The organism is Polaribacter porphyrae, from assembly GCF_002954685.1.
Classification (GTDB): Bacteria; Bacteroidota; Bacteroidia; order Flavobacteriales; family Flavobacteriaceae; genus Polaribacter; species Polaribacter porphyrae.
The window spans coordinates 1204920-1221929 of record NZ_MSCN01000001.1; the positions used below are offsets into that span (position 1 = coordinate 1204920).

9 protein-coding genes are annotated in these 17010 nt (G+C 29.2%); 5 read left to right on the plus strand and 4 right to left on the minus strand.

Annotation, left to right across the window (positions count from 1 at the left end):
• Positions 1–7 precede the first annotated feature (7 nt).
• The 4 genes from BTO18_RS05510 (at position 8) to purL (ending at position 11076) form a co-directional block, all read left to right on the plus strand.
• Complete coding sequence (locus BTO18_RS05510) at positions 8–2182, plus strand: endonuclease (protein ID WP_105015268.1); 2175 nt, start codon at positions 8–10, stop codon at positions 2180–2182.
• A 1-nt stretch (position 2183) separates the two neighbouring features.
• Positions 2184–4265, plus strand: coding sequence for an endonuclease (locus BTO18_RS05515; protein WP_105015269.1), 2082 nt, complete (start codon positions 2184–2186; stop codon positions 4263–4265).
• A 156-nt stretch (positions 4266–4421) separates the two neighbouring features.
• A complete protein-coding gene (locus BTO18_RS05520) occupies positions 4422–7223 on the plus strand; it encodes a starch-binding protein (RefSeq protein ID WP_105015270.1) in 2802 nt (933 codons plus the stop codon).
• Positions 7224–7335: 112 nt separating this feature from the next.
• Positions 7336–11076, plus strand: a complete 3741-nt coding sequence (gene purL, locus BTO18_RS05525; protein ID WP_105015271.1) for a phosphoribosylformylglycinamidine synthase — start codon at positions 7336–7338, stop codon at positions 11074–11076.
• A 196-nt stretch (positions 11077–11272) separates the two neighbouring features.
• Here purL and BTO18_RS05530 read toward each other — a convergent pair whose 3' ends face one another.
• The 4 genes from BTO18_RS05530 to BTO18_RS05545 all read right to left on the minus strand — a co-directional run bounded on the left by BTO18_RS05530 (position 11273) and on the right by BTO18_RS05545 (position 15487).
• Positions 11273–12694: a serine hydrolase domain-containing protein gene (locus BTO18_RS05530; RefSeq protein WP_105015272.1), complete on the minus strand. Its 1422-nt coding sequence runs from the start codon at positions 12692–12694 to the stop codon at positions 11273–11275.
• A gap of 27 nt (positions 12695–12721) precedes the next feature.
• Positions 12722–14089, minus strand: coding sequence for a M56 family metallopeptidase (locus BTO18_RS05535; RefSeq protein WP_105015273.1), 1368 nt, complete (start codon positions 14087–14089; stop codon positions 12722–12724).
• Positions 14086–14460 (minus strand): BlaI/MecI/CopY family transcriptional regulator, encoded by a 375-nt coding sequence (locus BTO18_RS05540; protein ID WP_105015274.1) that lies wholly within the window; start codon positions 14458–14460, stop codon positions 14086–14088. Before BTO18_RS05540 ends, BTO18_RS05535 begins: the two co-directional genes overlap by 4 nt.
• Positions 14461–14740: 280 nt before the next feature.
• Positions 14741–15487: a head GIN domain-containing protein gene (locus tag BTO18_RS05545; protein WP_170063234.1), complete on the minus strand. Its 747-nt coding sequence runs from the start codon at positions 15485–15487 to the stop codon at positions 14741–14743.
• Positions 15488–16083: 596 nt separating this feature from the next.
• Here BTO18_RS05545 and BTO18_RS05550 point away from each other — a divergent pair.
• A complete protein-coding gene (locus BTO18_RS05550) occupies positions 16084–16890 on the plus strand; it encodes a helix-turn-helix domain-containing protein (RefSeq protein ID WP_105015276.1) in 807 nt (268 codons plus the stop codon).
• Positions 16891–17010: the final 120 nt, after the last annotated feature.

A 17010-nucleotide genomic window follows, 5' to 3' on the forward strand; every position in this document is an offset into this window, starting at 1 on the left:
ACAATTTATGTACAAAAAAATTACACTATTATTTACCTTATTAAGTTGTATTACTTTTTTTGGGCAAGAATCTTATTATAACGATGTTAATCTTAATTTAACAGGCTTAACCTTAAAAGAAGAACTAGCAAAAAAAATCATTAGTACTCATACTCAATTTTTATTCTATGATCAAATTTGGGATGCTAGTAAAATTACAGATGTAAATCCGAACAACAACCAACAAGTTTTACTAATTTATGGTTATGAAAATGGTACTGATAGTGATGTTACTAATGATAAAACTCGTGGAATTGATAACAATGGTGGAAGCCCTAGTCAATGGAATAGAGAACATGTCTACTCTCAATCTTTAGGAACTCCTCCCCTATCTGACGTCGGTCCAGGATCTGATGCACATCATTTAAGACCTGCAGATGCACAAAGAAATTCATCAAGAAACAACAGAAAATTTACTACTGGCTCTGGAAATTCAGGGATTCAAGCAAATGGAGGTTGGTATCCAGGAGATGAATGGAAAGGCGATGTTGCAAGAATGATGATGTATATGTATGTAAGGTATGATGATAGATGTTTGCCTTCTAATATTGGTTTTGGAAACAATTCAACCACTCCAGATGATATGATAGATTTATTTTTACAATGGAATGTAGAAGACCCTGTATCTGATTTTGAAAGACAACGAAATACGTATCATGAAAACACAGCAAATCTAAATGCACAAGGAAATAGAAACCCTTTTATAGACAATCCTATTTTAGCTACAAGAATCTGGGGAGGTACAAAAGCAGAAGATGTATGGGGAATTTACACAAATTCAGATACAGAAGCTCCATCAATTCCCACAAACTTAACTGCGAATAATATTACTACTTTTTCCGTCGATTTATCTTGGACCCCTTCAACTGACAATGTTGGTGTAACAAGTTATGATATTTATGTAAATGGAAATTTAAGAGTAGCCACTTCAGATACTTCTATTACTATACCTAACTTAATATCAGATACTAATTACTCATTTGCTATTTTAGCTAAAGATATTGCTAATAATGCTTCACAAATAAGTCAGCCTTTAGATATAAAAACGTTGGCAGATACAGAAGCCCCATCAGTACCTCAAAATTTAGTTGTAAGTAATGAAACTGAATCTACTTTTATTGTTTCTTGGGATGCATCAACAGATAATACTAAAGTAGCACTATATGAAATTTATGTTGATAATATATTAATTGGAAACAGTACTACAAAAATGTTTACAGTAAATGGTTTAGCACCATCTACAACTTACCAAGTTACTGTTTTAGCAGCTGATGAAGCTGGTAATAAATCTAATTTATCAAACCCAATCAATGCTACTACAACAAATGGTACTGCTACAGCAACAGAATTATTTTTCTCTGAATATTTAGAAGGATCAAGTAACAACAAAGCAATAGAAATTGTTAATTTAACAAATAGTGATATAGATTTAGCCACATATAGTTTAAAAAGACAAAGTAATGGAGGTTTAAATGGTGATGATTGGGAATGGGAAATGTCTCTTGCTGGAAAAACAATAAAATCTCAAGATGTTTTTGTGATTGTAAACGAAGCAGCTGGTGAGCATTCAGGGAGTAAATCTCAAAAAGCTAGAGATGCAGGAGACTATTTAATTTCAATTGCTGACACCATTAGAGTTCATGATGGAGATACTAACTTTGGTGCTCCTATCAATTTTAATGGAAATGATCCTGTGGGTTTATTTAAAAATGGTGTTTTAATAGATATTGTTGGTACATATAATGGAGGTTCTGCAGATTTTGGAAAAGACAAAACATTAAGAAGAAAAAGTGGAGTTTCCTCACCAAATGTTAATTTTGACATAGATAATGAGTGGGATATAGTTGACAAAGACAATGCAGATGATTTTGGCAAACATAGTGTTATAGTACTCAATATAAGTTCCTATAAACAATTAGGAATAGAGTTTTATCCAAATCCTGCCAATGATTTTATAAAAATAAAAAATTTATCAAATAAAGAAATAGAAAAGATTTTTATCTATGATGTATTAGGTAAGAAAGTATTTTATCAAAAAAAACCACAACACAATATTAACATTAAAACATTATCAAAAGGAATCTATATGCTTACTTTTGTTATCGATAATAAAGTTTATAAATCAAGAATTATAAAAAATTAAAATGAAGAAAATATTACTTTTATCATTTACTCTTTTTGCCCTTTTTACAACAGCACAACAAAGCTATTATAATGGTTTAGATTTTTCTAAAAGTGGTGTAGCTTTAAAAGAAGATTTAGCAACAAGAATAACCTCTACACATACTAATTTTTTAGTTTACACTCCAGGAGTTTGGGAAGCATCAAAAGTTACTGATGTTAATCCAGAAAACAGTTCAGAAGTGCTACTAATTTATGGTTATGCAGCCTCAGGAGATATGTCAAGAACTAGAGGTCTTAATGATAATGGTGGTGCTCAAGGAGATTGGAACAGAGAACATGTTTATCCTAGGTCTCTTGGTAACCCTAATTTGGGTACAGTTGGTCCAGGTGCAGATGCACATCATTTAAGACCAGCAGATGTAAATTACAATAGCTTAAGAAGTAATACTATTTTTGCAGATGGTTCTGGAAATTCTGGAAATGTAGCTGGTGGATGGTATCCAGGAGATGAATGGAAAGGAGATATTGCAAGAATGATGATGTATATGTACGTAAGATATGACCAAGTGTGTTTGCCATCAAGAGTTGGTAATGGTAGTAATGCCAACACTCCTGATGACATGGTCGATTTATTTTTAAAATGGAATGCAGAAGACCCAGTTTCAGATTTTGAAAGACAAAGAAATACATATCATGGAAATACTGCGAATACTTATGCACAAGGAAATAGAAATCCTTTTATAGATAATGCATATTTAGCTACTAGAATTTGGGGTGGAGATCCTGCTGAAGACTCATGGGGAATTTTTACAACCCAAGATACAGAAGCGCCGACAACACCAACAAATGTTGTAGTTTCTAATATTGCCACTACTTCTTTTGATATCTCTTGGACAGCGTCAACTGATAATGAGTCTGTTTCTGGATACAACGTTTTATTAAATGGAAACAATGTTGGTGAAACAGCTACTACATCTTTTTCAACAACAAATCTAACACCAAACACAAATTATTCAGTTACCATTATAGCAAAAGACGTAGCTAATAATAATTCTGCACCTTCAACTGCTGTAAACACAACAACTTTAGCAGATACAACTGCTCCAACAACACCTACCAATATTTCAATTTCAAATCAAACAGGAAGTAGTTTTCAGATTAACTGGACAGCTTCTACAGATGATTCTGGTATTTTAAATTACGAACTTTTTCTAGATGGGAACTCGTTAGGTACAACATCGCTAACAAACTATAATGTTACCAATTTAACAGCTTCAACAACATATGTAGTTACAATTCAGGCTGAAGATATTGCAAATAATAAATCTAGTTTGTCTCAACCTGTAAATGCAATAACTACAGATGGTAGTAATAATATTAACGAAATTTTCTTTTCAGAATATGTAGAAGGCTCTGGTTTTAATAAAGCTGTTGAAATTGTAAATTTAACAAGTAATAATGTAGATTTAACTCCTTACACCATTAAAAGACAATCTAATGGAATATGGGAAGCACCTTTATCTTTAGCAGGTAAAACTATAAATATAAATGACGTATTCGTAATTATAAATGCCAGTGCACTAGATGTTAAACTAAATGAAGAAGCAGATATAAAAGTACCTAATGAAACACCAATGACATTTAATGGTGATGATAGAGTAGGTTTATTTAAAAATGATGTTTTAATTGATATTATTGGCGATTTAAATGGAACTGATGATTTTGGTAGAGATATTACATTAAGAAGAAACTCTGATGTAACCAAACCCACAATTAATTATAGTGAACAAGCAGAATGGACTTTTTATGCTAGCAATACCACAAGTGATATTGGTAATTTTAATGGAACATTAAGCACTGAAAATAATTTGCTTGAGTCTTTTAAAATGTTTCCAAATCCAACATCAGGAAATACCATTAGTTTTACAACTTTTAGAGATTTAGAAATTTCGATTTTTAATGTTTTGGGGAAACTAGTACAATCAAAAGAAATTTCTAATACTAATAATACCATTGATATTGCTAGCCTAGCTAAAGGAATTTATTTAGTTAAGGTTAAAGACGATAAAAATACAATTACAAAAAAACTAATCAAGAAATAGTTATTGATTAAATTAAGATATTAAAAAGCTACCTTTTTGGTAGCTTTTTATTTTTCAAAAATATCACGAACACGTTTTCGCAATGTTAATATCTTATTATAGGATTTTAAACTACCGAAAAGTAACTTTATAAAGTTGATTTTCAATAGTTTTACAATGAAATACAAATTACTTTTCTTAATCTTATTTATCAGTTTTTCTGCAACAGCACAAGTACATACTTCCTACTTATGGCACATGCAACAACCCATTTATTGGCCAGATAAAAGTGTTGCTAATCCTTTTGAATATCAAAAAGTTTGGGAATCTTATCAGTTAAAACAAAGTGGGCAAAATATTTATGCAAGTGGTTTAGCTCATCCTCTAAATAATTTACAAGAAATCTTTGGTAAAAATGATCGTGTAAATGGATATCAATGGGAAACTAAAAATGCAATTAATTCTATAAGACAATTTGCGAATGCAGGTGCTCAAGTAAATTATGGAGCTTGTTTAATAGAAAACATCAATTCTTTAGCTGCTAATAATACTTGGGGCTATACTCAAAACTGGAAAGACAATATTAAAGAAGCTCAAAATTGGAAAACTTCTGGAGGTTTCCCAAGAATGGATATTACAGGTTTCTCTTGGCATCATGTTTTATCTCCTTTAGTTTCTGACAGAGTGTTAAAAAAGGAAATTCAGGGCCATAAATACATTGTAACCAGTAATTTCAATAGCACTTATTCAAAAGGGTTTTGGCCTGCAGAATGCTCATTTTCAGAACGAATTATTCAAGTTTTGGTAGAAGAGGGTTTTGAGTGGTCTGTAATTGCCAACAGTCATTTATCAAGAACATTAAACGATTATCCAAATACAAATTTTGGAACTTCTGGTGTAAATACAAATCCACCTAATAAAGCTGATAAAGTTGCTACTAATGGAAATAATTGGTGGAATGGACAAACAGATGGCAGAGGAGGAACTTTTGCTGCACCCTACTCGTATCAAGCTCATAAAGCAAAATATGTAAACCCAGAAACTGGTACAGAATATAAAATTGATGTAGTGCCAATGGCAGATTTATTAAGTTATAAAGATGGTTTTTCTGAACAAGGCACAGGAGATATTGACAATAATATAGCACCTTATGCAGATCCTAATCATCCCTCAATTGTATTATTAGCTCATGATGGAGATAATGCTTGGGGAGGTGGAGCCAGTTATTATCAAGAAGCTGTAAAAAACTTCACAAATGCAGCTGCAAATAAAGGATATACACCAAATACAATTCAACAATTTTTAAATGATAATCCAGTTCCAGAAAGTTCTTTGGTAAAAGTTGAAGATGGTTCTTGGATTAATGCCGCAAACGATTGGGGAAGTCCTCAATTTATCAATTGGTTGTGGCCTTTATATACGTCAAGTTTTGAATTTAATCCTGATGGATGGACAGAAGATGCAAGAAATTGGGCAGTATTGACTGCTGCTGAAAATTTTGTAATTATGGCAGAAGATATAGAAGGGAATAATCAAATTGAAAACATTGTAAATCCATCAGCAACTTCTAAAAAATCAGAACTGGCTTGGCATTATCTATTACCTGGTTTTACAAGTGGATATATGTATTATGGCAAAGCAATTGATATGGAAATCAAGCAAACTATTGCTGCAAATAATGCTATTGAAGTTGCCAAAGAAATCACGGATAATAATCTAAACAACGACACTACAAAACCATCAGTTTTTATTCCACAAAGATATCCTTACAATCCTGGAGAAATAGGTTTTGGACCAACTTATGGCTATCAACAACATTTAAATTCTGCTGATTTTACGGTTTGGACATTTGCTTTTGATGTAAATGGAATTCAGTCAGCAGAAATAAAATATAGAGTTGATAATGATGGGGTAAATCCTTTGAATAATAATGATAATGAAACTTATGAAGGAGGTACTTCAGTTGGATCTTGGCAATCAGTCTCTATGAAAGAAAAAGTTTTTCCGAAAGGTAATATTACCAATGACTCAGAAATCGACTTTTTTGTTTTGCCAGATTATATTGCCAATTTATATTATGGAAAAATAGCAGGTTTATCAGAAGTTTTAGTTGATTATTATGTAGAAGTTACTGACTCAAAAGGGAATGTTGAAAAATCTAAAATTCAACATGTTTGGGTAGGTAAAAATTTGGATTTAGCTCCAAAAGTAACATTTACTCCTGAAAATAACTATGCAGCAAATCCAATAGAAGTTACAATTTCTGCTTATGATTCATCAGATGCAAATCCAAAAATATATTATACAACTGATGGTACAGAACCTACTGAAAGTTCTAATGAAGCAACATCATCAATAAAAATAAATATTACAGAAACGACTACTTTTAGAGTTTTTGCTATTGATAATGAAAATAATAAATCAGATATTATCACAAAAACCTATAATATAGGTAGTATACCAGACATTACAGTTTATTTTAAACCAGATCCAAATTGGAATGGAAATCCTAAAATTTATTGGTGGAATGCAAAACCTGATGGAAATTTAGCAGACCAAACTTGGCCAGGCACTGATATGCAAGTTCACAACAGTGAATGGTTTAAACATACTTTTTCTGGTGTTTCTTCCTTAAATGTAATCTTTAATAATGGTTCAGGTGGTAATGGAAATCAAACAGAAGATTTAAATGGCATTACTCAAGACTTTTGGTATGAATGGGGAAAAGGAGTTTTATCTACTTCTGAAAACTTGAAAAATAAAGTAAAAATTTATCCAAATCCAGCAACAAGTTTTATTAAGGTTGATGCGAATATTCAAGTAAACTCCTACTCTATTTTTGATGCACTTGGTAAAGAAGTTTTAAAAGGAATAATAAAAAACCAACAAATTAATATCACAGATTTAGAAAAAGGAATTTATTTCTTAAAAATATTAAAAAACCAAAAAGAAATTAAAACTATAAAAATTATCAAGTAAAATAGTTTTGTTGATAACCTTATGAAAAACGCTCTTTTTTTGAGCGTTTTTTTATGCCCAAAATTCAAATCAAAAAAGTAAATTTGTGTTTTAAATTTAATCAATTCTACAAATGATTCATTTCTTCGGAAACCAAAACAGTAAAATATTTGCTGTTCAAGCAACAAAAGAATTTTCAACAGAAACTATATCTAAATTAATTTGGTTATTTGGTGACCAACCTAAAATTGAAGCATCTAAAATTGATGCTTTTTTTATTGGTCCAAGAGCAGCTATGATAACTCCTTGGAGTACAAATGCAGTTGAAATTACCCAGAATATGGGAATTTCTGACATCATTAGAATTGAAGAATTTAAAGCTGTTACCGAAGATTTTACAGATTTTGATCCTATGATTTCAGAAAAATTTAATGGATTAAATCAAGATAGTTTTACCATTGATATTAAACCAGAACCAATTTTAGAGATTGATGATATAGCTGCTTACAATAACCAAGAAGGATTGTCTTTAAGTGATGAAGAAGTTGCATATTTAGAAAGTGTTGCTACAAAAATCGGTAGAAAATTAACAGATTCTGAAGTTTTTGGCTTTAGCCAAGTAAATTCCGAACACTGCAGACATAAAATATTTAACGGAACTTTTATTATTGATGGTAAAGAGCAACCTACTTCTCTATTCAAAATGATAAAAGAAACGTCCAAACAATTTCCAAACGATATTGTTTCTGCATATAAAGACAATGTTGCTTTTATAAAAGGTCCAAAAGTGGAACAATTTGCGCCAAAAACTTCTGATAAACCTGATTTTTATCAAACTCAAGATTTTGAATCTGTCATTTCATTAAAAGCAGAAACACATAATTTTCCTACAACAGTTGAGCCTTTTAATGGAGCAGCAACTGGTTCTGGAGGTGAAATTAGAGATAGATTGGCTGGTGGAAAAGGTTCTTTACCTTTAGCAGGAACTGCAGTTTATATGACTTCCTACTCTAGATTAGAAGAAGAAAGATACTGGGAACATAAGTTTGAAGAAAGAAATTGGTTGTACCAAACTCCTATGGATATTTTGATAAAAGCCTCAAATGGAGCATCAGATTTTGGTAACAAATTTGGGCAACCTTTAATTTGTGGCTCTGTATTTACTTTTGAACACGAAGAAAATTCATCTTCAAGTGAAGCTAAACCTAGAAAATTAGGCTATGATAAAGTAATTATGCAAGCTGGAGGAATTGGATATGGAAAAGCAGACCAAGCTCTAAAAGATACACCAAAAGAAGGCGATAAAATTGTAATTCTTGGAGGTGAAAACTATAGAATCGGAATGGGTGGTGCAGCAGTTTCATCAGCAGACACTGGAGAATTTGCTTCAGGAATTGAACTAAATGCTGTTCAACGTTCTAACCCAGAAATGCAAAAACGTGCTGCAAATGCCGTTCGTGGAATGGTAGAAAGTGATGAAAATTTTATTGTTTCCATTCACGATCATGGAGCAGGTGGACATTTAAACTGTTTATCAGAATTAGTTGAAGATACAGGTGGTAAAATCGATTTAGATAAATTACCAGTTGGAGACCCAACTTTATCAGCAAAAGAAATTATTGGGAACGAATCTCAAGAAAGAATGGGATTGGTTATTGCTGAAAAACACACAGAAACTTTACAGAAAATTGCAGAACGTGAACGTTCTCCTGTGTATACTGTTGGAGATGTAACTGGTAATGACAGGTTTACGTTTGAATCAAAAACCAAAGGCGATAAACCTATGGATTTGGCTTTAGAAGATATGTTTGGTTCATCTCCAAAAACTGTTATGAATGACAAAACTATCATCAGAAATTATAAAAATCCACGTTATAAAACGAAGAATTTACAAATCTATTTAGAACAAGTTTTACAATTAGAAGCTGTGGCTTGTAAAGATTGGCTAACTAATAAAGTAGATAGATGTGTTGGAGGTAAAGTTGCCAAACAACAATGTGTGGGTTCTTTGCAAATTCCGTTAAATAATGTTGGAGTGATGGCATTAGACTACAATGGAAAAGAAGGAATTGCAACTTCAATTGGGCACTCCCCTATTTCTGGATTAATTCATCCAGAAGCAGGAAGTAGAAACTCAATTACAGAAGCTTTAACCAATATTATTTGGGCTCCTTTAAAAGATGGTTTAGCATCAGTTTCTTTATCAGCAAATTGGATGTGGCCTTGTAAAAATGAAGGTGAAGATGCTCGTTTATACAAAGCTGTTAAAGCAATTTCGGAGTTTTCCATTGATTTAGGAATCAATGTTCCAACAGGAAAAGATTCATTATCAATGAAGCAAAAATATCCTGATGGAGATGTAATTTCTCCTGGAACTGTAATTATTTCTGCTGCTGGAAACTGCAATGAAATCAGTAAAGTAGTTGAACCTGTTTTACACGTTGATGGAGGAAATATCTACTACATCAATATTTCTCAAGACGATTTTAAATTAGGTGGAAGCTCTTTCAATCAAGTTTTAAATGCGATTGGAAATGAAGCTCCTGATGTTAAAAATGCATCTTATGTAAAAACTGTTTTTAATGTAATTCAAGAATTAATAAAAGACGATAAAATTACTGCAGGACACGATGTTGCTTCTGGTGGATTGATAACCACTTTGTTAGAAATGTGTTTTGCTGATGTGAATCTAGGAGCTGATTTTGACTTATTTACTTTAAATGAAGAAGATGCTGTAAAAGTATTGTTTGCAGAAAATAGCGGAATCACTTTTCAAGCAGATGCTGATGTTGAAACCATTTTATCAGAAAATAATATTGATTTTTTTAATATTGGTTCTGCTAACAATTCAGGCAAAGTAACTATCAAAAATAATGAAGAGTTTTTCTCTTTTGATGTTACTGAATTAAGAGATGTTTGGTACAAAACTTCTTATTTATTAGATGATAAACAAACTGCAAATGGTTTAGCCAAAAATAGATTTGATAATTATAAAAAACAACCTTTACAATATACTTTTCCAAAACATTTTACCGGAAAAATAAAAGACGTCATTGCAAACAAAGTGAAGCAATCTGCAAATAAAGAGGAGATTACTTCGTCGAAAATAATTCGTAATGACAGTGTTCGTCCAAAAGCAGCCATCATCAGAGAAAAAGGTTCAAATTCTGAACGTGAAATGGCAAATGCGATGTATTTAGCTGGTTTTGATGTAAAAGATGTACACATGACCGATTTAATTTCTGGTCGTGAAACGTTAGAAGATATTCAGTTTATTGGTGCTGTTGGTGGTTTCTCTAATTCTGATGTTTTAGGTTCTGCAAAAGGTTGGGCAGGTGCTTTTAATTACAATGAGAAAGCAAATACTGCATTAAAAAACTTCTTTAAAAGAGAAGATACTTTATCTGTCGGGATTTGTAATGGTGCTCAATTATGGATGGAGTTAGATTTGATAAATCCAGAGCACAAAGTTCACGGAAAATTGATTCACAACGATTCTAAAAAGCACGAAAGTTCTTTTACTTCTGTGAAAATTCAAGAGAATAATTCTGTAATGTTAAGTAGTTTAGCAGGAACAGAATTAGGGGTTTGGATTTCTCACGGAGAAGGAAAGTTTAGTTTACCAGAGGCTGAAGAAAATTACGATATTGTTGCCAAATATGGGTATGAAGGTTACCCAAACAACCCAAATGGTTCTGATTTTAATACAGCTATGTTATGTGATAAAACTGGAAGACATTTAGTAACAATGCCTCATATAGAACGTTCTACTTTTCAATGGAATTGGGCAAATTATCCAAAAGGTAGAAAAGATGAAGTTTCGCCTTGGTTAGAAGCTTTTGTGAATGCTAAAGATTGGATTGAGAATCACTAAATTTATCTTTTTAATTGATTAGGACCTCCTGCAAGGTTTCCAAAACCTTTTAGGTATCAAAAACCTTGGTTAAGTAAAACAAACATACCTACAAGGTCAAAAAGAGACCTTGCAGGAGGTTTTGGAAGCCTTGAAAGATAGACCTAATACTCTTGAAAATAGATTGTCATTAATAACACTCACGTTTTAGAAGCTTTTACTTTTTAATTGATTCTCCTATCTTTTTATTGTTCTGCATAAAAATCAATTTTATTTTTCCTGTTTCTGTTTCAGTAAACTTAAATCCTATATTCAATCTTTGTGATTTACTGAAAAACAAATTGTTTGATTCTGGAAAAAATGGCATATTCCATTGATTATTTGTTGAATTATAAATAAGAGAGTTTTTTCCAAGCGTTAATGTTGTTATTGAATTTGAATCTTCCTTATCAACATACTCTCCCAAATATTTCTTTAATATTTTTTCAGGTAATATAATCTCTTTTTTATAGGTTTTTGAAATAGGTTGATTATTAAGGATCTCTTTAATTGTTTTTACTGGCACAACTACATTACCAAAATTTTGAAGAATGACTATTAAGTTTTCAGAATCTATATCTCGACTTATATAGGTAATATATCCTGGCCAGCCACCACTATGACTCATAGACAAACCATCTTCACTTTTTTTAATTCTCCAACCAAATGAATATGTATTCACTTTTCCGTTTGATAAAGTATCCAATGATATAATTTTCTCAAACTCATCTTTAGGAATTAACACATAATCTCTTAAAGATTTGTCCCATTTACGCAAGTCGTTTGTTGTTGAATTCACCATTCCATCACCAACAATTCCATCTAAATAAACAACATATTTAGAATAGCTGGTTGAATCTGGTAATACTTTATTTTGATTATCATCCAATATATAGCCATATGCATAATTTTTTAAAGCAGTAGGTTTATATCTTCTATTTAATACAGAAGAATTATTCATTTTTAAGGGTTGAAATATGTGCTGACTTAAATAATCTGCATAGGTTTTACCTGAAACTTTTTCTATAATTGATGCAAGTAAAAGGTAGTTTGAATTACTGTATTGAAACTTTGCTTTTGGTGCAAAATTTAATGTGTCTACTTTTTCAGATAACAACTTCACAACATCATTATTTACTGCTATTTTACTTTTATCCCAATTCCGAATCATCATACCAATATAATCTGGGATTCCTGAACTATGATTTAATAGGTTTTGTATTGTTACATTCTTACAAAAAGTTAATTCTGGAAAATATTTAGTAACCTTATCTGAATACTTCAATTTATTGTCTAATTTTAATAAGACAATTCCTGTAGCAGTAAATTGTTTAGATACTGATGCTAATTCAAAAACTGAATTTTCATTTAATTTTTGTTTATGCTCAATATCAGCATCTCCATAACTCTTCTTTAAAATCTCTTTTCCTTTTTGTACTATTAAAACATTTCCATTAAACTGATTTTGTTGATTTAATAATGTAAGTAAACTATCAATCTTTACTTTTTTATCATTAGACAAAGCATCGATTTGAATATTTTTCTGTTTGCACGAGGCGATTGTAACTACACAAATAATTACAAGGATTACTTTTTTCATAATATGTGATTTAAAAAAGTGTATGTATTAAAGATTTTCTAATATGATTTTTGGCAATTCTTTAGGAGTTATATTCCCCAAAATTTTTGCTTTTACTTTTTTTGATTTTAATAACTGGAATGCATTTTTATGCAAAATTGGCTCATCTTTATAATAAAACTTTGCACCTCTTTTTACTAAATATTGAAGCATTTTATTTTTGGTAAAAGGCAATTCATCAAATCCATTTGAATAAATAATATCAGTAGTCCCATTTTTTGATGCTCTCGCTATTTTAGTTTTATGATATTCTACGTTAATTTTTTGAATCAATGCATTTGGGACATCATTATCTACTTTAATATCTAATCCATATAACGAAAAATCTTTTTCAGTCCAATTTTTGGTAGTCTCATTAACCGTTATTGTAAAATCTTGAAGTGTTGTATACACATCATTTACACGAATCGTTTCTTTACTTACTCGTAATTTTAATCCTTTGTCTGGTGATGAACCAAATATAGAAATCACCTCATTACTTGCCATTGAACTTTTACTAAATGAAAGTAAGCTTAAATATACTAAAGGAAATAAAAATAGACATCTGTAAGCTATTTTGATTCTTGAAAAAGGTTTTGACATCATAATAATTCTTCTTTTCGCCAATGAATAATTAATTGATGAAGTTATTAAACTTTGTTTTGAATTTCCTTTAGAGTAGGTAAACAAAAGCTTCTGATAACAAACAATATTGTATTTATTCTTTAATACATTTTGATCTGCAAGAAACTCGTGAGTCAATTTTATTTCTTTTTTAATCAAATAAAACAAAGGATTTAACCAAAAAATAATACGTACTAATTCTATACATATAAGATCTAAAGAATGCTTCTGTTTTATATGAGTTTCTTCGTGTAAAAATATTTCTGCTAGAATTTTATTTTGTTTAAAATCATCTTTTGATACAAATAAATAATTCAAAAATGAATGTGGAGCTGTTTTTTCAGCTAATAAAACAATTGTATATGACGTTTTTTTAATTTTCTCATTTAAATTTATTTTCTTAAACAATCCAAAAATATTTTTACCAAACCTTATTCCAAATATGATGACTCCAATAATATACAAACTCCAAAATATTGTATAGGCAATATTTTTCTCTCCACTAATTGGTTGCTGTATTAGTTGAGTACTATAATCTTGAAGTTTGTAATTGATTTTATCTATTGCAGTTAATTCAATAAATTCTTTATTTATTGATGCAAAACTGATTAGTGGAATAATTAATGAAAACACAATAATTCCTAATAAATAGAAACGTTTAAAGTGATTCGCCTTTTCTTTTATCAAAAAAACATAGTAGAAAAATAGAAATATGGATAAACATAAAATTGATTTTATAATATAGAGCATCATTGTTTTTTATTTTTAATTTGTTTTTCAATTAAATGCTGTATTTCTTCTAATTCTTTTTGACTTAAATCCGTCTCTTCTGCAAAAAAAGAAGCAAACTGACTTCCTGAATCGTTAAAAAAATCTGAAACAATTGTTTTTATTTGTGATGAAAAATACTTTCTCTTATCAAGTAAAGGATAATATTCTTTATCTCTTCCTAATTTATTAAATCCAATGTATTTTTTTTCACACATTCTATTTAATAAGGTAGAGATTGTTGTGTAAGCTGGCTTCGGTTCTGGAAATTGAAAAACGATGTCTTTAAGAAATGATTTCTCTAAATCCCATACATATTTCATCACTTGAAGTTCAGATTTATTTAATTGTTTCATAATTACATTTGTAGTTTTATTACTACAAATGCAGTAATAAAACTAATACAAAAAAATTCTATCTCCATATATAATTCAAATAACTCTATAATACCTTTATTATATGGGTTGATAAACGCATAAAAAAGTTGAACTTTTTACTTGTTTAAAAGTTTTTGAAAATACAAGATTATGGATTTAAGATAAAATTAAAACAAATTTTTATAATCTAAGCCTAAAAGATTTATTGACCTTTAGGATTCAGTAAATAGTAAAATTAATTTATAAATAAATTCAAAATTTATAAAACTTTTCTAATGGTAGATTCTCCTATAATAAGTCCCTTTTTTAATTTTGCATCTCCTTTATACAGCACTGTTGCCTCACCATAAGAAGTTACTTTAATTATTTCTGAAACATTAAATTTAAACGTTCCATCTCCATAAGCCGTAATTTTTGTTTCATTAGAAACTACGTCAGAAGCCATTATTTTACTAGCTCCGTAAGCCGTAATTTTTTGTTTCTCTATATTTCCTTTCTTAATATTCAAAAAACTTTCTCCATAAATGGAAACATTTAATTTATCTACTGTTATATCATTAATTATAACTTCAGATTGTCCATAAATTCTCAATGTACATTTATTTTGATTTAAAGGAGTTTGAAAGGTAATTTTTTCTTCTCCTCGCAAAGAAAAAATAGCTACATCTGTGTATGTGATTATTAACCTTACTACTCTATTTTTATATAAAGGTACTTTCATTTTTGAATTGTTAATAATTATCTTTTTATTTTTTGTATAGGTTTTTGCCCCTTCTAGATATACATGTAGTGTTCCTTTTTTTAACTCATATTTAAATTTTTCTTTTGGTACAGTAATATCAGTAATTTCTATACTTGGTTTTGTGCCTTTTACAAAAACGGCTTCTATATGTGGACTTACTATAATTTTATCAAACTTTTTATTTAGCTTAATGATTTCTTGTGCGTTTAAATTAACACATACACATATTATCATTGCAAAAAAAGTAATAGTTTTAAATTTCATCTTTAATATTTTAAAATTAGTTGGTTCCTTTTTAAAAGACATTTTTTTTATGATTGTTTTACCTAAATTATTTACCATGATTTAAAATTATAAGTAAATATTGATTTTTAGTACTAAAAAATATAATTCTTAAATCATTATTTTAAGTGATTTTAAATTTTAATTAGAATACTTTTAAAAAAGCCCTTAAAATTAAGTTATCTAAAATTAATATATTAAAATATTCAATCAAACTTATACGATGAGTAATTGGTCTACTATTATTGATATTTATCATTTTTTAAATTATAATTGTTAATATTTTTTTTTAAGACTAAATTATGGAGTTTAAATATTTAGAGAAAAACACCAATCATCCTTTAATTGATCATTTTTATCAATTAAAAATTAGTCAGTAAAATTTACCTTTTGAAACATTAATTTTCCCTGTTGGGCAGACTAATATAACTTATGTTTTTTCTAAAGAGTTTCAGATTACTTTAATTTAAAGTATTTTATTTATATTGTATTCAAATTCGTTTTCCCCAAAACATATATTTAACTTATAAATTTTAATTTATAAGTATTAATCAGATTAAAAATTTGCTTAATAATATATGGAATTTAAATATTATACTGAAAAAGATAAAAATAAGTTAATCAATAAATTATTTAAATTATCTTTTTCTGAAGACGACTTGCCTTTAAAAACTACGATACTCCCAATTGGCTATCCAACAATAGCATACTTATTTGGTGATGAACAAATATCTGTATACAATAATGTTACTAGAAAATTAAAAAAATTAATTTTTACAGGTCAACATTATGGTGCTTATGATTATTTTGTAAATGACGATGGATTAACTTATGGAATTGAGTTACATCCAACAGCTTTCTACAAAATACTTAATACTGATGTATCTATACTTACCAATCAGCATTTCAGAGGAGATTTATTAGATGAAAAATTTTCAAAAAATATTGAAGATATTTTTTTAGAATGCAAAAATGATGAAACATACTATATCAAAACAATAATCCATTTTTTCAACAATTTAGACTTAACCATTGATGATGATGTTGTGCAAATTGACAATGCTATTGATTTAATTTTTAAAAAGGAAGGTATGCTACAAATAAATGATTTATTAAGAGAATTACCTTACAGCCAAAAAACGTTAGAAACAAAATTTAAAAAAATAGTTGGGTTAACACCTGGAAGATATATGAAATTAATTCGTTTTTCTGCGTTGATGAGAAAATATGAAGGAAATGAAATTAATCTTAATCATCTAATTTATAAATATGCCTATTATGATCAATCTCATTTTATTAAAGACTTTAAAATATTTTTTGGAAAATCTCCTAAATCTTATTTTAAAAAAGACTTTCCAATAATAGAAAAGTATTTAAAAGATTAAATCTAGATTTACGATTTTTTACAATGTTAAATAAATTCAACTATATATATTTACTAAATTAATTTATATAGTTTTGGGGGAAGCTAATAATTAATGTTACAAGAGAGTTAGTAATAAAAA